Raw genomic sequence first — 18936 nt, 5'->3', positions numbered from 1 at the left:
CATGATGTTCTGCTGGTTGGCGCAAGCTGTCAAATAATGCGACGCATTTGCATTGTCGGAGCCTGATACGCCCGATCAGACATGGTCATAGTCGACGACGACGCGCTCCGACGATGGCTTGGCCTGGCAGGTCAGGACGAAGCCGGCCTTGAGCTCCCACGGTTCCAGCGAATAATTGATGTCCATCGGCGCCTCGCCCTCGACCAGCTTGGCGCGGCACGTCGAGCACATGCCGCCCTTGCAGGCGAAGGGCAGATCGACCCCGGCCCGCAGCGCGGCATCGAGGATGGCCTCATCCTCGGCAACCGGCACATCGCGGCGCTTGCCGTCGATGATCAGCGAGGCGATCGCCTTCGGCGGCGCGTCGGGCGCAACGACCTTCTTCGGCCGCGGCTTGCCGCCGAATTCGGAGACAAAGCGTTCGACATGGATATGATCTTCGGTGATCCCGAGCTCTCGGCACGTCGCCTCGATCTCCTCGCTCATGCCAAGGGGACCACAGATGAAGACGTGATCGACGCTTCCCGCCGGCACCAGCGAGCGGAGCAGCACCCTCACCTTGTCGCCGTCGAGCCGGCCATGCAGGATCGGGATGTCCTGCTCCTCGCCGGAGATGACGTGGAAGATCGAGAGACGATCGATGAACCGGTCCTTCAGCTCCTCCAGCGCTTCGAGGAACATGATGTTGTCGGTGGTGCGGTTGCCGTAGAACAGGAAGAAGCGGCTGTCCGGCTCGCGCGCGAGCACGCCCTTCACGATCGACAGGATCGGCGTGATGCCGGAACCTGCGGCAAAGCCGACATGGATACGACCGGCATCGGCGGGCGGGACCACGCCAAAACGCCCGGTCGGCGTCATCACGTCGAGCTCGTCGCCGCATTTGAGATCTTCCGCCGCCCAGCTCGAAAACGCGCCGCCGTCGACCTTCTTCACGGCGATGCGGATCTCGCCGTCGTCAGGGCCGGAGCAGATGGAATAGGAACGGCGTACCTCTTCGCCGTCAAGCATGGTGCGGAGCGTCAGGTACTGGCCGGGCGTGAAGGCGTAGTCGCCGGCGAGTTCGCCGGGAATGGCGAAAGTCATCGAGACGGCGTCGGACGACTCGCGGCGGAGGTCGCTGACGGCCAGACGGTGGAAGCGCGGTGCGGCTGCGGACATGGTCAATGACACTTGAAGTAGTCGAAGGGTTCGCGGCAGGCCTTGCAGCGCCACAGCGCCTTGCAGGAGGTCGAGCCGAATTCGGACAGCAGCTCGGTCTTGTCCGAGCCGCATTGCGGGCATACGACGGCCTGCTCGCCGAACAGCGCGCGGCGCGAGCTCGAGGCTTGCGGCGGCGCGATGCCATAGGCACGTAGCTTGCGGCGGCCCTCCTCGCTCATCCAATCTGTCGTCCAGGCCGGCGACAGCACGGTTCGCACCTTGGGCTGATGGAAACCGGCGCGCTCCAGCGCGATCTCGATTTCGAGCGCAATCATGTTCATGGCCGGGCAGCCCGAATAGGTCGGGGTGATCGCGACTTCGACATGATCGCCGTCGAAAACGACATCGCGAAGCACACCGAGATCGGCAATGCTCAACACCGGGATTTCCGGATCGACCACGTTCGCGGCGGCATCCCAGGCGCGCTGGCGTAGCGCGTTGTCGCGCTCGAGCACCGTCACCATGTCAGCCCCGGAAAAGTTCGCTGCATCGATTGCAGCTCCGACAGGAGATGACCGAGATGCTCGCTGTGGCGGCCGGAGCGGCCGCCCTGCTGCATCCACTCGTTCTGCGGCAGTGTGAGCGTTGCTTCACGGGTGACATCCGAGAGCGTCGTCAGCCAGCGACCGCGCAAGCTCCCGGGATCGACAACAATGCCGGCATGGATCAGGGCGCGTTCGCCGTCGTCGACGGCAAACATCTCGCCGGTGAAGGCCCAGAGATGATCGATCGCGGTCTGCGCACGCGCGTGGCTCTCACCCGTGCCGTCGCCGAGCCGGATGATCCATTCCGAGGCGTGGCGCAGGTGATAGGCGCTCTCCTTCTCCGACTTGGCGGCAATCGCCGCCAGCGTCGCATCGCGCGAATTCATCATCGCGCGCCAATAGAGATCGGCGAACGCGGAATAGAAGAACTGCCGCACCAGGGTCTGGGCGAAGTCGCCGTTCGGCTGCTCGACCAGCAGCAGATTGCGGTACTGCCGTACGTCGCGCAAATAGGCGAGCTTGTCCTCGTCATTGTCCCTGCCTTCGACCGTGGCGGCAAAGGAATAGAGCTCGCGCGCCTGGCCGATCAGGTCGAGCGCGATGTTGGAGAGCGCCATGTCCTCTTCCAGCATCGGCGCGTGCCCGCACCATTCTGACAGCCTGTGACCGAGGATCAGCGCATCGTCGGCACGGCGCAGCGCGTAGAGCACCAGCGGCGTTTCGGAGACCTGGATGTTGGCGACCGCCATCACATGTGCCCCACTTCTTCAGGCACTTCGTAAAACGTCGGATGCCGGTAGATCTTCGACTCCGCCGGCTCGAACATCATGCCCTTCTCGGCGGGATCGCTGGCGGTGATCGCGGTGGACGGGACGACCCAGATCGACAGGCCCTCGCCGCGGCGGGTGTAGATGTCGCGGGCGGCTTGCAGCGCCATGGTCGCGTCGCTCGCATGCAGCGATCCCACATGCTTGTGCGCGAGCCCGTTGCGGCTGCGAATGAAGACTTCCCACAGCAGCGTGTTCGGCGTGGCCATTGTGATCTCCCTATTCGGCGGCTTGCGCGGTCTGGCGCTGCGCGCGCTTGGCGGCATAGCTGGCTGCCGCCTCGCGCACCCAGGCGCCCTCGTCATGCGCCTTGCGGCGCGCGGCCATGCGGTCGCGGTTGCAAGGGCCATTGCCGGCGAGCACCTGCTTGAACTCGGTCCAATCGATCTCGCTGTAGCGCCAGTGCCCGTCGGCGTCCTGCGTCATGCCGGGATCGGGAATGGTGAGGCCGAGATATTGCGCCTGCGGCACGGTGGCATCGACGAATTTCTGGCGCAGCTCGTCATTGGAGAAGCGCTTGATCTTCCACTTCGTCGAGGTGTCGCTGTGCTGGCTCGTCGCGTCCGGCGGGCCGAACATCATCAGCACCGGCCACCACCAGCGGTTCAGCGCGTCCTGCGCCATCGCCTTCTGCTCGTCCGAGCCGCGGCACAGCGTCACCATGATCTCGTAGCCCTGGCGCTGGTGAAACGATTCTTCCTTGCAGACGCGGATCATCGCGCGGGCATAGGGCCCGTAAGAGCAGCGGCACAGCGGGATCTGGTTCATGATCGCGGCGCCGTCGACCAGCCAGCCGATCGTGCCGATGTCGGCCCAGGTCAGCGTCGGATAGTTGAAGATCGAGGAATACTTGGCCTTGCCTGCGAGCATCGCGTCGACCAGTTCTTCGCGCGATGAGCCGAGCGTCTCGGCGGCAGCGTAGAGATAGAGCCCGTGGCCGCACTCGTCCTGCACCTTGGCGAGCAACGCGGCCTTGCGGCGCAAGGTCGGCGCGCGCGTGATCCAGTTGCCCTCGGGCAGCATGCCGACGATTTCGGAGTGCGCGTGCTGGGATATCTGGCGGGTGAGCGTCTTGCGATAGGCCGCCGGCATCCAGTCGTTCGGCTCGATACGCTCCTCGGCATCGATGCGGGCCTGGAATTGCGCAGCTTTACCTGCGTCCTCCAGACCGCGATCAGCGGTCTCGACCGTGTTCAGCGCCTGGGTGTACATGCGCATCCTCCCGTTTTATTGGGAGCCAATATATAACAAAAATTACGTCATGCAAGATATTTCTGTAACATAAAGATCAGGTGCCGAACCTCCGTTCCAGAAGCTTTCGCGCCGGCGGCAGCGATCCCTTTTCATTGGTTCCGTGGCCATCAAGCCATTGTTCGGACGGCGCAAGCAGCGCGCGGTAGATTTCGCCGCAGACCGCGCGGGCGGCCCTGCCCGGCCAGTCCGCCGGAAGAAGACTCTCCGGCAGCAGGGGATCGCGCAGCACGACGCGGCGGTAGTAGTGGATCAAAAGGATCCGCGCCGTGAAGGCGTCGGCTTCGGACAAGTCTGTCCCGCGCGCGATCGCGGCGCGCAGCGGCTCGAACGTCTTCATGAACTTCAGATAGGCGTCCGCGGTGCGGTCCAGCGGCCAGCTCGCGCTGAGCAGACGGCGGCCGCTGTCGTCCTCCGCGGAGACTTCGAGACGGATCGCGCCCGCAGCCTCATCCGGCACCGGCACGCCTGACGGTGCGACCCACACACCCGGCAGCGGGCTGCCGAAACCGGCATTGCGCAGCGCTTCGCGCGAGGCGTCGCGGTCCTCGCCATTGCCGATCAGCAGCAACTCGAAGCGCCCGGTCCAATCCGACGGCGGCGGATCGTAGATGTGGCGCGTGGCAGCTTCGAACGTCTGCCGGCCCTTGTCGGCCAAACGATAAAAACTGTTCCGCCCGACCTTTTCGCGCGTCAACCAGCCGTCGGCCGCAAGGCGCGACATCGCGGTGCGCACCACGCCGCTGTCGATATCAAGGCTTTCGAAGAATTCCAGCAGCGTGCCCAGCCACACGGAGCCGCCGCGCGGCACGATGGCGTCGCCGAACACGGTGATGACGATGGAGCCGGTGCGCGACGGTTCGCGCTTGAGCTGGTCGATGATGCGGGAGAGCGGATGCGCCATGCGCGAGGCATAGCGCGTTTGATGCGGCCGCGACAATGGACGGGAGCGACGCTTCCTCTTCTCCTTCTCCCCGCTTGCGGGGAGAAGGTCGGGATGAGGGGGAGCCTCCGCGAATTCGGTGAGAGTTGGACGCGTGGAGAGTCCCCCTCACCCGGAATTTGCTCTTCGCAAATTCCGGCCTCTCCCCGCAGGGGGGAGAGGCAAAGAAGCTACCGATGCGGGTCGGGATAGGCCAGGCTGCGCCAGCCGCTGCGGTCGAAGGGGCGCCACTGGCCCTCATTCTGCGCGAGACGGTCGGTCACGGCATAGACGGCGGCCGGATGGTGCCCCATGCCGCAATGGCTGCTCTCGATCTCGATGCTCTCGGTCTGTGCACCCGACTTCTCCATGCAGCCCTGCCAGGCGCAGACGCCGTCGGTGCGGCTGAAGATGGCGGTGGTCGGCACCGGCGGCGGGACGGCGAGCTCGCCGCCGAAGCGCGGATCGACCTCGTCGGCCTTGCGGCCGCTCGCCCATTCATAGACCCGCCAGGCATTGGTCGAGCGGGGATCGCCCGCGAAGGGGCTGCCGAGCGTGATCACCTGACGCACGCGCTCGGGCATCATCTTGGCGAGCTGACGCGCATAGAGGCCGCCGAGGCTCCAGCCGACCAGACTGATCTTGCGGCCGTGCGTGTCGCTGAGCTCCTGGACAAGGTCGACCATCGCGTGCTGCACGCCCTCGCGCAGGCCGTAATTGCGGCCCTGGCGCCAGCCGCTCACCGCATAGCCCTTGCTGGTCAGGAACGTGCGCAGCGCGCGTGTGGACGCGTCAGACGCTACGAGGCCCGGGAGCACCAGCACCGGATGCCCGTCGCCGCGCGGCGCAAGACTCAGCAGCGGCAGCGCGCCGAGGAATGCACCGAACTCATGGATTGCGCGCCCTTCCAGAAACATCAGGGTACGGGACGGCGGACGCAGCGTCTGGGCAGTAGCGGTCATCAATGTTTCCCCTGGAGAAGGCGCCGACTGCGACGCCGGCAAATGGGCATGAATTCCAATACGCCGGCTTCTTGAACGTTCCGCAGCGCAACATGAATCAGCTAGGTGGCCGGCTCCGGACATTCAAGCGGGAGAGATGCGGCGCGACAATAGGCTCGCGCGTTAATGCCAACGGCCGTGACGCAAAAGTCACAACAATCGAAGCAGGAATTCTACGGAGTAGAGCGCGAGCCCGGCGAGCCCGCCGATCAGCGAGCCGTTGAAGCGGATGTATTGCAGGTCGCGCCCGATGTTGATTTCGATCAGCGAAATCAGCTGCGTCATATTCCACGCCTTGACCTGGTCGGAGATGAAGGTCGAGACGCCGCTCTTCTGGTCGGCGACGAAGCTGCGCAGCACGGTCACCAGACCCTTGTTGATCTCGCCCCGCAGCTCGGCATCGCCGGCGAGCGCTTCGCCCGCGGAGACGAACATGCCGGCGAGATGATGCTGCAGCACCTGCGTCTCGCCGCTCGCGCTGCGCTCGATGAAGGAGCGCGTGTTGGCCCATACCGTCCGGGCGAGATCGGCAAGCTCCGGCCGCGCCAGCAGATCGCGCTTCAAGCCGTCGATGCGGTCGATATAGGCCTGGTCGGTGCCGAGCCGGTCGACGAAGCTCAGCACCATGCGGTCGAACTCGCCGCGGAACGGATGCTTGGGATCGCTGCGCACCTCGTTGAAGAATGCGGTGGCGGAGGCCACGATCTTGTTCACCAGAAACTTGTCGGCGCGATAGAGGCGCAGCAGGGTCGGCAACTCCGCGCGCACCTTCTCGCGGATCATCGCCATCGTCTCCTTCTGGTTCAAGGTCTCGTGCATCACGCGCAGGAGATCGTCGAACAGGATCTGATGCCGCCCTTCCGCCACGAAGCCGCGCAGCGTGCCGGCCGCGAGCGGCGCGAGGTCGATCGCCTGGAGCTGCGAGGACATGCGGCGGATGATGAAGGTCATCAGGCCGGAGCTTTCCGTCGCGGAGACGGCTTCCGGCAGCAGACGCAGCGCAAAACGCGCGAGGTCGTCGCTGCGCTTGCGGTCGCGCAGCCAATCGGCGACGAACGAGCCGAAATCGATCTCGTTCAACTTGGCCTCGACCGGACCTGTCTCGAGGAAATGCACCTGGATGAATTCGCCGAGCTTGTCGGCGATGCGGGCCTGGTTGCTCTGGATGATCGCAGTGTGAGGGATCGGCAGGCCGAGCGGACGCTTGAACAGCGCAACCACCGCATACCAATCGGCGAGCCCGCCGATGGTCGCGGCCTCCGCGAAGGCTGCGATGAAGCCGAACACGGGATGCACGGGCAGCAGCCATTTCGCGACGATGAACAGGGCGAGCGTCGAGGCCAGCACCAGTGTCGCCAGCGCTTTCACGCGGCGCAGCTCGGCCGCGCGTTCGGCATCGCCGGGGGTGTCGAAGGAAAAGGTTGCGGGTGCGTTCATGACTGCGTCACAGTACTCGTCATTGCGAGCGAAGCGAAGCAATCCAGTCTGCCTCCGCGGGAAGACTCTGGATTGCTTCGCTTCGCTCGCAATGACGGCGGCACACAACAAAAGGCCCGCCGAAGCGGGCCTTAAATTCAGTTTCTACTCAGGCGCCGGATCAGGCGGTCTTGTTGTAGACCTTGGCAAAGTTGTCCTGAGCGGACTTCGCACCGTTGGCGGCGAGCTTGCCGAGATAGTCGGCGGTCGCCTTGGCGCGCGAGACGAACGCTTCGCCGCGGGCGCGGAGCAGGCTCGACTGGATCTCGACGGCTTCACTGACCGACTTGGCGGACGCGAGCTTGTCGATACCCGAGAAGAACGCCTCGGCGTCCTCGTAGATCGCCTGCTGGATGTTGCGGCTGATCTTGCCGGCTTCAGTGACGGACTCGGTCACCGCGTTCTCGACGGCGGCGGTCACGCGCTCGGAGCCAGCGAACACCTCGGCAGCACGGTCCTTGGCGGTGTTGGCAGTCTTCTTGACGAATTCGCGGGCGGCCTCGGGAACTTCCAGGTTCTGGATGTTCTTGAAAGCGTCCTTGAAGCCCTCGAAAGCGGTGTTGGTTTCAGTGGTCATGGGGTTCTCTCCATCCTCAATGGTCTGAGCTATGGGCTCACCCCGTCCACGTTGGCCCGGGGCACGGCGTATATGGCACGGTTAATTGTGCGATGCAATATTCGTATTGCACTGCGGTATCACGAAGTCGTGAAAAGCCTCAACGAGAGGCATCCTGATGCCTCCCTAGCCAATTAGTCCCGACAATCGAACCGATCCGGACCTAATGCTGGGACGGCCCTCTCAGCGCTGGACGGCGCTCCTAGTGCTGGACGGCGCTCCTAGTGCTGGACGGCGCCTGGCAGCCCATAGGCCTCCATCTGGGCCTGGACCTGCGCGATGTTGTGCCCGAGCACGACGATGTCGTGCGTCTTGCCCTCAACGTCCCGGACATGGTCCCTCAGCAGTGCTTCGGCCTTGAAGCCGAGGCTTTCGAACAGGGCGATCGCCGCCTGCTGGTCGACCGTCATCTGGACCGAGAGCTTCTCCAGCCCGGCACCGAGCGCGAGAGCGAAGGTCTCCTGCGATAGCGCCTTGCCCACCCCTTTGCCGCGCACGTCGGGCGAAACCACCATGCGGATCTCACCGACATGGGGCGACCAGGAGTGTGGATCGCGCACCAGCGTGCCGCAGCCGACAACCCTGCCCGCGCTCACCGCGAGCAGGCTCTGAATCGCGCCGCGCTCGATCTCCTTGACCCAGGCCGACAGCACCTTCGGCTCGCTGATGTTGCGGGGGAGGAACAGCAGATCATGGGTCGGCAGGCCCTTGCCGAAGGCCAGCACGGCGGCCTCGTCCGCGGGGGACATCAGGCGGATCTCGATATCGCCCGCGTCGGTCTTGACGTGGCGTGGATAGGAACGCTGCTCGCTCATGTCGATCTCTTCCCCAGCCAGGAATCCAGTTTCGGCCACAGCCGCTTCACCGCGTTGGCGCCGGCGACGAGCGAGACGTGCCCGCCCTTCAGGATCACCTCGTCCTTGTCCGCCGAGCCGATCTTGGCGATCAGGTGTTTTGCGGCGTCATAGGGCACGATGTGGTCGTGCTCGGCGACCGCATGCAGGATTGGCACCGTGATGTTCTCGAGCATGGCCGGACGGCCGGCGACCGACATGGTGTCGTTGAACAGCTTGTTGTCCCACATCAGGTCCTTGGTGATGGTGCGGAAATATTCACCCGCCAGCGGCAGCGTGTCGGTCGCCCAGCGGTCGAACATGCGGTACGACTTCACGAACTCGTCGTTCCAGATGTTTTCCCAGAGCTGGATCTGGCTTACCGTGCGCGAGGCCGGCCGCAGCATCTCGAACGAAGACAGGATCATCTCCGGCGGCACGTTGCCGACGCTGTCGACGAGGTGGTCGACGTCGAAATAGCGGCGGTCGGAGAAGTTCGAGAACAGCTTCATCTCGCGGAAATCGATCGGCGTGGTGAAGCAGATCAGGTTCTTCATCGGCCCGTCCTTGTGGATCGAGCCGTAGAGCAGCGACAGCACGCCGCCGAAGCAATAGCCGATCAAAGAGACGTCCTGCTCGCCGGAATCGGCCTGCACGCGGCGGATGCAATCCGGGATAAAGTCGAGGACATAGTCCTCCATGCGCAGGCTCTTCTCCTCCGGCCGCGGCGCGCTCCAGTCGAGCATGTAAACGTCGTAGCCGCGCTTCAGCAGGAACTCGATGAAGCTCTGGCCGCGTACGAGGTCGAGAATGTAGCCGCGGTTGGTGGTCGCCATCACAATCAGCACCGGCACGCGATAGATCTCGTCCGACATCGGCCGATAATGGTAGAGGTTCATGGTGCCGCGCGAATGCAGCACGTCCTTCGGTGTCGAGCCGAGCGAAGGACCCGAGGTCGAGAAATATTCGACGCCCTTGATGCTGCGCTGGATCGCGCGCTGCACCTCGGACTGGATGCGCTCCGGGATGGACGCGAAATCAAGTCCCGCCGGCGCGTTCATGTCTGTCCTCCGTTTTCGGAGGGCGGCCGCTTGGTGCGCGGCGGCCGCGGCGCAGCATCGAGGCTTTGCGAGATTCCGGAACTTGCCGCCATCTGCGTCAGGATCGATTTCATCTCACTGAGCTGGCCCTCGATGGACTGCAGCCGTTCCGCAAGCCCCGTCACCTGGTCCCGGCTCGGCAGATTCATCGCGACGAGATATTTCTCCATGAGATCGCCGAGCTGCTTCTGAGCACCTGCAGCAACGCCGCCGGCTCGATTCAGCGCTTGAGAAAATTCTGGCGACGACATGGCCTGGTTGGCGAAGGAATTGAACCCCTTCTCCATCTCCCCCATCATCTTCTGCCACATGGCGACCGGGTCATTGGTCTTGTCGGTCATCGGCGTCCTCCTGGTATCGAGAGCTGCGATGCCCTTCTTTTTCGCCATACCACACCGTTGCGCGGGGCCGGTCAACCGGCAAGCAGCGGGCGCGTCGTCGCGCATGCGCTTCTTTGCGGCGGCAAACCGTGCGATACAGCATCGATCAGCAGGAGGGACCCGTGACCGCCCATCAGCCGCCCCAGACCGTCCGCACCAACGGCATCGACATCTGCTACGAGATTTTTGGCAACGACAATGCCGAGCCGCTGTTGCTGATCATGGGGCTCGGCGCGCAGATGATCCATTGGGACGATGCGTTCTGCGAGCAGCTTGCCGCGCGCGGCTTTCGCGTGATCCGCTTCGACAATCGCGACATCGGCAAGTCGAGCCATCTCACCGGCGGCAAGCGGCTGACGCCGCTTGAGCTGCTGAAGCTGCGCTTCCTCAGGATTCCCGTGGCCGCAACCTACAAGCTGATCGACATGGCCAAGGACACGATCGGCCTGATGGATGCGCTCAGCATCAAGTCGGCGCATCTGGTCGGCGCCTCCATGGGCGGCATGATCGCGCAGGAGGTGACGCTGTCGTTTCCGCAGCGCGTGCGCTCGCTGACCTCGATCATGTCGACCACGGGCAATCCGCGCGTGCCGCCCCCGACCCGCGACGCCGCGGCGATGCTGATGGCGCCGCCGCCGCGCAGCAAGGAGGAGTTCATCGTCCGCTACGGCCAAACCTGGAAGGTGCTGCGCGCCGGATCGTTTCCGGAAGAGGAAGCGCTCGACCCTGACCGTGCCGAGCGCGTGTTTGCGCGCGGGCTCAATCCGGCCGGCGTCGGCCGGCAGCTCCGCGCCGTGCTCGCCTCCGGCAGCCGCAAGGAGCGGCTGCACGCCGTGAAGGCGCCGACGCTCGTCATTCACGGCACCGTCGATCCGCTGGTCCATCCCGAGGGCGGCAAGGACACAGCGGCGTCAATTCCGAACGCCAAGCTGTTGATGATCCCGGGCATGGGCCACGCACTGCCGATGCGCTTCTGGCCCGAGATCATCGGCGCCATCGACAAGCACGCGCATGGCGCGGCAGTGCGGGCGGCTTAACTCTTCCTTGCCATCCAGATCACGTGGCGCGCGCCACCGCCTCGGCCGGTCGCCCGGACGTTGACTTCGTTGACGTCGAATCCGGCGCTGCGAAGGCGCCTGGTGAATGCCGGGTTCGGTCCCGAGGACCAGACGGCGAGCACGCCGCCGGGCCGCAGCGCCATCTTCGCGGCCTGCAACCCGCTCGCGCCATAGAGCGCATCATTGCCCTTCCGGGTCAGCCCCTCCGGCCCGTTGTCGACGTCGAGCAGAATGGCGTTGAACGCCGCGCGCTGCGCGCGGATGATCTCGCCGACGTCGGTCTCCCGGATGCTGACCCTGACATCATCGAGGCTGTCGCCGAAGACCTCCGCCATCGGGCCTCGCGCCCAGGCGACGACCGACGGGACCAACTCGGAGACCACGATCTTCGCCTTATCTCCGAGCACGGCCAGCGCCGCACGCAGCGTAAAGCCCATGCCGAGACCGCCGATCAGGACGACGGGCTTGGCGACCTTGTCGATCTGCTTCGCGGCGAGCGTCGCCAGCGCTGCTTCCGAGCCCGACAGACGGCTGTTCATCAGCTCGTTGCTACCGAGCTTGATCGAAAACTCCTTGCCCCGCCGCATCAGGCGGAGTTCTTCGTCGGAGCCGGGGATTTTGGCGGTGTCGATCTTTTCCCAGGGAATCATGGGAATGCTTTAGCACGATCGGTCGAACAATCATCCACCCGCCCAGACGTCGAGCACATAGCGGTTCTTCGCGCCCATCTCGTCGATCCAGCGTGCGCCGGCGGCGGCATCGCCGCCGCTCTTCTCGCGATGGATCGCGACCAGCGCGGCCTTCACGTCGGGCTCCATCTTGCCGCCATCGCCGCAGACATAGATGATTGCACCCTGCTCTATCAGCGGCCACACCCTGTCCTTTTGTGCGGCGAGCACATGCTGCACATAGGTCTTCGGTCCGTCCGCGCGCGAGAACGCCGTGAACAGCTCGGTGATGCCGGCGCCCGCCAGCGCCTTCAGCTCGTCCGCGTAGAGAAAATCCTGATCGGGATGGCGACAGCCGAAGAGCAGCATGGCCGGGCCGAGCGTGGCCCCTTTCGCCTTGCGCGCCGCGCGCTCCTGCAGGAAACCGCGGAACGGCGCGAGCCCCGTACCTGGGCCGATCATGATGATCGGCACGGATGGATCATCCGGGAGCCGGAAGCCCGCCTTGGTCTCGCGCACGGTCGCGTAGATCGTATCGCCCGTGCGCCGGTTGGCGAGATAGTTTGAGCAGATGCCTTTGTAGACGCCGCGGCCGGAGGCGGCCAGGCCTTCGACCACGCCGACCGTGACGCTGCAACGCACCGGGTCGACCGACGGCGAGGACGAGATCGAGTAATAGCGCGGCGCCAGCAGCGAGAGCATTTCCAGATAGGCGTGGAACGGCAATTCGCAGGCGGGATATTCGAGCAGCAGGTCGAACACCGACTTGCGCCTGGACAGGATCTCGGTGCGGTAGCGCTCGAGCGGCTCGGCCTCCTCGCCGACAAAGCCCAGCAGCTTCGGCTTGGTGACGGGGCAGCGGGTGTGCTCGGCCATGATCTGGATCTGCTTGCGGGTCGCCACCTGCTGCAGCTCCACGAATTCGCTGAGCAGGCGGCCAACCGATACGGCCTCGCCGACCGGCAATTGCGCGCGGCGGCCTTCGGCGACCTGCAGCCTGATCTGGTCGGCGGGCAGGAAGCCGAAGCGGCGGGCAACCGAATCCACCAGCGTCGGATCGTTGCGCGGAACGACGCTTAAGTGATCGCCGACGCGATAGGTGATGTTGGACGGCAGCTGCACCTCGATATGGCGCGTCGAGCGTTCGGAAGGATTCGCGCCGGACTTGTTCTGGAGCTCGTCATTGGCCAGCACCTTCATCGCCACCGCGCCGCCCTGGGCGACGATGGTGTTGACGGCGGTCACCGCGACAGGCTCGATCGCGTAAAGGGGATCGTCCTCCGCCGTGCGGGTGAAATTCCAGTCGATGCCGAACTCCCTGGTTGCGACCTGGGCCGCCGCCGGGAACCATTTCTGAAACTGGCCGTCGAGATCGCTACGCGCGTCGCCCTCGCCGCGCGGATAGACCGCGCGCGCACCATGCTTCGACAATTGCTCGTCGATGAAGCGCGGCACCGATTGATAGGTCGCGGCCCAATCGCTGTTGCCGCAGCCGAACACGGCGTAGCGTACACCAGCGAAAGCATCCTTCGGCAAATCGCCACCGAGCCATTTGACGAATTGCGTGGCATTGTCGGGCGGCGCGCCGTTATAGGAGGCGCAGATGATGAGCACGCCGCCCTCCTGCGGCAGCTTGCCGACATAATCGTCGAGCGGGCCGAGATGCACGGCGAAGCCGTTGATCTCGGCAAGATCCGCCATGCGCGTTGCGAGTTCCTCCGCGGTGCCGAGATTGGAGCCGTAGAGCACCAGCATCGGCGTGTTGTGGCCTGGCCGCGTGGTGGGCTGGCGCTGTGCCTTCGGCGCTGAGGACGCAGCCGCGACAGGCCCGCCATAGGCGCCGCGCTCGCGATCGGCGCGCGGACGCACCTTGATCTTGAAGCCCTCCGGCTTCATCGTCAGCGTTTCCTTCAGGTGCATCTGGTAGCGCTGGTGGTCGATCAGCTTGAAGCGCTGCAGGATCATGCCGAGCGCGAGCGCGGCCTCATGCATGGCAAAGCCGCGGCCGATGCAGGCGCGCTGGCCATTGCCGAACGGCTTCCAGGCATTGATCGGCCGTTTTGCTTCCGCCTCGCGGCTGAAATTCTCGGGATCGAAGGCGTCGGGGTTGGGACCCCACACGCTGGGATCACGATGCAGCGCCGTCACCAGGATGGTGACGAACGTACCCTTCCTGAGCTTGTACCTGCCGCCGGCAATGGTCTCGTCGTTCAGCGGCGTGATGCCATAGGCCGGAGCCGGCGGCCACAGCCGCAGCGCCTCCTTCAGGATCTGGGTGATGTAGGTGAGCTGCGTCACCTGCTGATAGGTCGGCCTCGCGTTGACGTCAGGACCGAAGACGCGATCGACCTCGTCATAGGCCTTCTTGAGGATGTCCGGATGCTTAAGCAGCGCATACAGCGTGTAGGACAACAGGCCGCTGGTGGTCTCGTGCCCCGCGATCAAAAACGTGTTGATCTGATAGCGGATGTTGACGTCGTCGAGCTGCTCGCCGGTTGAACGGTCGACGCCGGTCATCATCGCGGCGAGCATGTCCTTCTTGTCGTCGATAGCGTCCGCGCTCTTGCGGCGTTCGGCGATGATCTCGTCGACCATCTTGTTCATAAAGGCGACGTCTTCGGCCAGCGTCTTGCGCCTCTTCTGCATCCAGAGCTGCTCGAACGGCAGGCCGCGCGTCATCATGATGGTTTCGAGCGAGCGCACCAGCGACTCGACGAAAGGATGGTAGTCGCGCCGGTAGAACGAGTTGAAGCGGTAGTCGAAGCCGCAAAGGCCGATCGTGTCCAGCGTCAGCGCCGTCATGTCATGGACGACGTCGATCTCGTCGTCGGCGTTGAGCCGCTGCCATTTCTGGACGAGCTGCTCGGCGATGTCGACCATGCTCGGGTGATAGGACTGCATGGCGCGGTTGCCGAAGGGCTGGAGCAGGATGTTGTGCGCCTTGCTCCAGTTTGGCTCCCTGGTATCCGCGGTGAACAGGCCGTCGCCGCCGACCGCCCGCACGCGCCGCAGCGCGCCGCGCACGGTCTTGTCGAAGCGCTTCTCGTCGGAGAGCTCGTCCACGAGATCGTGGCCGGAGACGATGACGATCGGCGAACCCATCATGTCGAGCCAGAAGATCGGACCGAGCTCCTTGGCGAGCCGTGTCAGGTGCTGCACGGGCGCGGCCGGGTCCAGCGACAGCATGTTGCCGACCACTGGCTTGGTCGGCGGCTGCGGGATCGGGTCCAATCGGTTCTTGGATGACGACATTAAATGCGCTTCCCCCTGCATCGATATTCAACGTCGTCATTGCGAGCGAAGCGAAGCAATCCAGAAATGTATCCACGGCTACAGATCTGGATTGCTTCGTCGCTCCGCTCCTCGCAATGACGAGCTAGCCAAACCGCCTTCTACGCCATTCGATCAGCTTGGCGCTGACCTCTTCCGGCTTCTCCTGCTGCGTCCAATGGCCGCTGTCCTTCACCAGGTACTTCTCGAGGTCGGGGATCAGCTTGTCCATGCCATCAGCGGAGGATGGCGGCAACACCGCGTCATTCTCAGCCATGATCATCAGCGACGGCACGCGGACCGTATGATCAAGCCCTTCGGCACGCGCCCAGTTGCGCGACATGTTGCGGTACCAGTTGATGCCGCCCGTGAAGCCGGTTCTGGTGAAGGCATCGACGAAGACTTTCTTCTCTTCCGGCGACAGGATCGGCGTACGCGGATCGTGCTTCGCGTCATAGCCGGCAATCATCTGCGGAAATGCCAGATTGAGCCGCGGCGAAGCGCCGACACCGGCAACGACCTCCTCCGGCGGCGCGTCGGTCGGGCGCGGCACCGGCTTACGCATGAACGCATCGAAGGTCTGCTCGACACGGCTGCCGAAAATCCTGTCCGGCTCGCGTGCCGGATCCTGGAACTGCACGATGTACATCTTGTCGCCGAAGCGTGCGCGCAACAGCTCGATCGGATCGGCCCAGGCGCGATCGGTGTGGGGCGTGTTGATGCCGACCACGCCAGCGACCCGGTCGATGTGCCGCAACGGCATCTGCCAAACGATGAAGCCGCCCCAATCGTGACCGACGAAGATCGCCTTGTCGATCTGCAGATGATCGAGCAGTCCGACGAGATCGCCGGTCAGGTGCTCGATGTCGTAGGCCTCGACCGGCTCGGGCCGGTCGGTCGCGCCATAGCCCCGCTGGTCGGGCGCGATCACGCGGATGCCGGCCTCGCTCAACGCCTTGATCTGGTGGCGCCAGGAGAAGGCGAGTTCGGGCCAGCCGTGACACAGCACGACCGGCGGTTTGTCATCGGCCGGACCAGCCTCGTAGTAGCCCATGCGAATTCCGTTCGTCTGCGCAAACTTCAGCGGCGGCATATCAATCATGGCGAACTTCCTACTCAGCAGCGCCCTTGATGTCGGCCGCGGGCGGCGCATAGGCCGCCTCCAGCGCGGCAAACTCCTCCGGCAGCATGTCGCACATCACCTGCACGTGCGGAATGATGTTGGCACCGACGATGAAGCCGAAATCGAGCTGGTCGCGATAGCTCTGCACGGTGATGTTGAGCGCCTGCCCGTGCGTCGAGATCGACACCGGGAAGATGTGCAGCAGCTCGGCGCCGGCGGCATAGAGCGTTTGCCGCGGCCCGGGCACGTTGGACACCGTGATGTTAGCGGCCGGCGGCAGCACGTCGGAGAGATTCGAGCGACTGTAGAGCAGCGCCAGGATCTGCACCATGATCGGCGCGCCCAGCATCGAGATGTTGGAGACCTGCGGCATCAAGGCCCGCAGGGGATGCGACATCTCCTTGGACTTGGTCGATTGCGCGATGATCGCCTCCAGCCGCGCCTTGGGATCCTCGATGTTGGTGGCGATCGAGCAGATCATGCCGAACACCTGGTTGTTGGCCTCGGTGTTGCCCTCCTCGCGCAGCGAGATCGGCACGGCGGCGGTGAGGGACTTCGCCGGCAGCGTGCCATATTGCAGGAGGTAGCGGCGGACCACACCGGAGGCGAGCGCCAGCACGACGTCGTTGAGCTTGCCGCCGGCCTGCTTCGCAAGCGCTTTGGCCCGCGACAGCGAGATCGACACCCCGGCAAAGCTCCGCTCCGACGAGATCGTCTTGTTGAGCATGGTCGGCGGCGACACCATGCTGGCAAGGCTCTCACGCGACTTCGGATCGGCGATCTTGCCGAGCACGTCTGACACGCTCTTGAGCATGGTCGGAATGTTGCCGGCAAAGCGCACCGCGCTCTCGATCTGGTACATCGCGTTGTCGAACAGGATCGAGCCGATGTCGCTCTTGCCCGTGCGTGGCAGCTGCAGGTTCTTCGCCGCTTGCGAGGCATCGAGCGGCTGGCTGAACAGCTGCTGGTAGGAATCAAGCAGGTTCGCGGCGATGTCGCGCGGCTCCTGTCCGGGCTTGGCACCGATCGTCGGTGGATCGACCTTCCGCGGGATCGGCGAGATGTCGTAGATCATGTTGGTCAGCGCCGCACCGGCGCCGCCGTCGATGGCGGCATGGTGCATCTTGGAATAGAGCCCGACCTCGTTGTCCTTCATGCCCTCGAACACGTAGAACTCCCAGAGCGGGCGGGCGCGGTTCAACAGCTTGGCATGCATCCAGCCGACGATGCGTTCGAGCGTGGCGCGGTCGCGCGGTTGCGGCAGGCTGGCGCGGAAGATATGACGGTCGATGTCGAACTGGTCGTCCTCGACCCAGGAGGGATGATCGATGTCGAGCGGCGCCTTCTCCAGCCGCGCCTTCAGGATCGGCGCGATGTGCAGGCGCGAGACGATCATCGCCTTGAAGTCTTCGAAGAAATCGCCCTTGTAGTCGTCGGGCAGGCGGAAGATCGCCATGCTGCCGACATGCATCGGCATCTCAGGTGTTTCCAGATAGAGAAACGACGCGTCCAGCGACGACAGCTTCTTACCGTCAGCCATGGTTCCCTCCCGAGTATTCGACGGGCGCCTTGGCGGCGCTTCTCGTCAGGCCGATACTGCCCGCTCCGGCGGGGCATATGCAATGGCAAAGGGCCCCGCCCGGTCAAATGGCCAGAACTGTCCCTCCGGTTGCGCCAGGCGGTCCGCCACGGCCCACAGCACCGCGGGGTTCACGCCGAGCCCGATATGGCTCGCCAGGTGCACCTCGATATTCTCGGCACGGTCGGAGGGATGCAGCAGACAGGTCCGCCAGTTCACGACACCGTCGGCACGCGAATAGATCGACGTCGCCGGCACCGGCAGTTCGCCGGCGATGGCTTCGCGCGCTTCCGCGAAATCCTCGACCCGCTCGCCGGACAGCGCCTCGTAGAGCCGCGTGGCGTTGGTCGCGCGCACGTCATTGGCAAAAGGGCTGCCGAGCGTGACGACGTAGCGGACCATGTCGGGTGCGCAAAGTGCGAGATCGCGGGCATAGACGCCGCCGAGGCTCCATCCGACCAGGCTGACCTTGCGCCCGCTCGCCGCGTGGATTTCGGCAAGACGCGTGCGCAATGCCTCCCGCATCCGCTCCAGCCCGCCGAGATTGCGGCCCATCCGCCAGGCATGTGCCTCATAGCCGAGCTCGCTGAGATAGCGCCGCATCGGCGCCATCGAGAGGTCGCTGGCGAGAAAGCCCGGCAGCGCCAGCACCGGATGGCCGTCGCCTTTGGGCGCACGCATCAGGAGCGGCGAGAGCAGCAGGCTCGCATTGAACTCGAACAGTCCACGGGCTTCGGCCAGCAGCATGCCGAGACCCGGCGGACGAAGCCGACCTGGATCCTGCGCCCCGTCCCGCCCGGACTGCACTATTTCTTCTTGTCGCTGCTGCGCGGGCTGCCGAGACCAGCCATGGTGACGAACATGTCCTGAAACCGCTCGGCGATCTTGGGATCGAAGGTGAACCAGCTCTGGATCAGCGATTCCGGCGAGACCTTCTCGATATTGCTGAGGATCTGCTGCTGCAGCTTGTCCATCACCGCCGTCTGCATCGGCGCCACGTCGGGCAATCCGAAGAACTGGCGGGCCTCGAGGGGGGTGCAGTCGATTTCGATGTTAACCTTCATGTCCCCTCCGGATGAGATTCGAACGGCCTGCCGGCAGTATCACCGCGACACGGTGTGCAACGCAAGCGACCTGAGGGGAAGCT

19 protein-coding genes are annotated in these 18936 nt (G+C 64.6%); 1 reads left to right on the top strand and 18 read right to left on the bottom strand.

Annotated elements, in window-relative coordinates; genetic code table 11:
- Positions 1-75: 75 nt before the first annotated feature.
- The 12 genes from paaE to GGD63_RS23845 form a co-directional block, all read right to left on the bottom strand.
- Positions 76-1158, bottom strand: coding sequence for a 1,2-phenylacetyl-CoA epoxidase subunit PaaE (gene paaE / locus GGD63_RS23900; RefSeq protein WP_183245602.1), 1083 nt, complete (start codon positions 1156-1158; stop codon positions 76-78).
- 2 nt (positions 1159-1160) lie between these two features.
- On the bottom strand, positions 1161-1664 hold the full coding sequence (paaD, locus tag GGD63_RS23895) for a 1,2-phenylacetyl-CoA epoxidase subunit PaaD (RefSeq protein ID WP_183245601.1): 504 nt from the start codon (positions 1662-1664) through the stop codon (positions 1161-1163).
- The gene (paaC, locus tag GGD63_RS23890; RefSeq protein ID WP_183245600.1) at positions 1658-2434 is read right to left on the bottom strand and encodes a 1,2-phenylacetyl-CoA epoxidase subunit PaaC; all 777 of its coding nucleotides are present in this window, start codon (positions 2432-2434) and stop codon (positions 1658-1660) included. The genes paaD and paaC overlap by 7 nt, the downstream gene beginning before the upstream one ends.
- The gene (paaB, locus tag GGD63_RS23885) at positions 2434-2721 is read right to left on the bottom strand and encodes a 1,2-phenylacetyl-CoA epoxidase subunit PaaB (protein ID WP_183245599.1); all 288 of its coding nucleotides are present in this window, start codon (positions 2719-2721) and stop codon (positions 2434-2436) included. Before paaB ends, paaC begins: the two co-directional genes overlap by 1 nt.
- Before the next feature lie 10 nt (positions 2722-2731).
- A complete protein-coding gene (gene paaA / locus GGD63_RS23880) occupies positions 2732-3724 on the bottom strand; it encodes a 1,2-phenylacetyl-CoA epoxidase subunit PaaA (RefSeq protein WP_183245598.1) in 993 nt (330 codons plus the stop codon).
- A gap of 76 nt (positions 3725-3800) precedes the next feature.
- Positions 3801-4667, bottom strand: a complete 867-nt coding sequence (gene paaX / locus GGD63_RS23875; RefSeq protein WP_183245597.1) for a phenylacetic acid degradation operon negative regulatory protein PaaX — start codon at positions 4665-4667, stop codon at positions 3801-3803.
- Between the two features lie 209 nt (positions 4668-4876).
- Positions 4877-5647, bottom strand: coding sequence for a triacylglycerol lipase (locus GGD63_RS23870; protein ID WP_183245596.1), 771 nt, complete (start codon positions 5645-5647; stop codon positions 4877-4879).
- Positions 5648-5836: 189 nt separating this feature from the next.
- On the bottom strand, positions 5837-7123 hold the full coding sequence (locus tag GGD63_RS23865; RefSeq protein WP_183245595.1) for a DUF445 domain-containing protein: 1287 nt from the start codon (positions 7121-7123) through the stop codon (positions 5837-5839).
- Positions 7124-7283: 160 nt separating this feature from the next.
- Positions 7284-7739 (bottom strand): phasin, encoded by a 456-nt coding sequence (locus GGD63_RS23860; protein WP_183245594.1) that lies wholly within the window; start codon positions 7737-7739, stop codon positions 7284-7286.
- A gap of 260 nt (positions 7740-7999) precedes the next feature.
- On the bottom strand, positions 8000-8593 hold the full coding sequence (locus GGD63_RS23855; RefSeq protein ID WP_183245593.1) for a GNAT family N-acetyltransferase: 594 nt from the start codon (positions 8591-8593) through the stop codon (positions 8000-8002).
- Entirely contained in the window at positions 8590-9672 is a 1083-nt protein-coding gene (locus GGD63_RS23850; protein ID WP_183245592.1) for an alpha/beta fold hydrolase, read from the bottom strand. Before GGD63_RS23850 ends, GGD63_RS23855 begins: the two co-directional genes overlap by 4 nt.
- On the bottom strand, positions 9669-10052 hold the full coding sequence (locus tag GGD63_RS23845) for a hypothetical protein (protein WP_183245591.1): 384 nt from the start codon (positions 10050-10052) through the stop codon (positions 9669-9671). The genes GGD63_RS23850 and GGD63_RS23845 overlap by 4 nt, the downstream gene beginning before the upstream one ends.
- Positions 10053-10213: 161 nt before the next feature.
- Here GGD63_RS23845 and GGD63_RS23840 point away from each other — a divergent pair, with 161 nt between their 5' ends.
- On the top strand, positions 10214-11128 hold the full coding sequence (locus GGD63_RS23840; RefSeq protein WP_183245590.1) for an alpha/beta fold hydrolase: 915 nt from the start codon (positions 10214-10216) through the stop codon (positions 11126-11128).
- Here GGD63_RS23840 and GGD63_RS23835 read toward each other — a convergent pair.
- The 6 genes from GGD63_RS23835 to GGD63_RS23810 form a co-directional block, all read right to left on the bottom strand.
- Positions 11125-11799, bottom strand: coding sequence for a spermidine synthase (locus GGD63_RS23835; RefSeq protein ID WP_183245589.1), 675 nt, complete (start codon positions 11797-11799; stop codon positions 11125-11127). The genes GGD63_RS23840 and GGD63_RS23835 overlap by 4 nt on opposite strands.
- A gap of 30 nt (positions 11800-11829) precedes the next feature.
- The gene (locus GGD63_RS23830; RefSeq protein WP_183245588.1) at positions 11830-15069 is read right to left on the bottom strand and encodes a bifunctional cytochrome P450/NADPH--P450 reductase; all 3240 of its coding nucleotides are present in this window, start codon (positions 15067-15069) and stop codon (positions 11830-11832) included.
- A 124-nt stretch (positions 15070-15193) separates the two neighbouring features.
- Positions 15194-16189, bottom strand: a complete 996-nt coding sequence (locus GGD63_RS23825; RefSeq protein ID WP_183245587.1) for an alpha/beta fold hydrolase — start codon at positions 16187-16189, stop codon at positions 15194-15196.
- 10 nt (positions 16190-16199) lie between these two features.
- A complete protein-coding gene (locus GGD63_RS23820; protein WP_183245586.1) occupies positions 16200-17750 on the bottom strand; it encodes a wax ester/triacylglycerol synthase family O-acyltransferase in 1551 nt (516 codons plus the stop codon).
- A 45-nt stretch (positions 17751-17795) separates the two neighbouring features.
- Positions 17796-18596: an esterase/lipase family protein gene (locus GGD63_RS23815; protein ID WP_409334089.1), complete on the bottom strand. Its 801-nt coding sequence runs from the start codon at positions 18594-18596 to the stop codon at positions 17796-17798.
- Complete coding sequence (locus GGD63_RS23810; protein WP_183245584.1) at positions 18596-18853, bottom strand: DUF6489 family protein; 258 nt, start codon at positions 18851-18853, stop codon at positions 18596-18598. Before GGD63_RS23810 ends, GGD63_RS23815 begins: the two co-directional genes overlap by 1 nt.
- Positions 18854-18936 lie beyond the last annotated feature (83 nt).

It is taken from the genome of Bradyrhizobium sp. cir1 (assembly GCF_014198245.1).
Lineage (GTDB): Bacteria > Pseudomonadota > Alphaproteobacteria > Rhizobiales > Xanthobacteraceae > Bradyrhizobium.
This window is presented reverse-complemented; position numbering and strand designations above follow the sequence as displayed.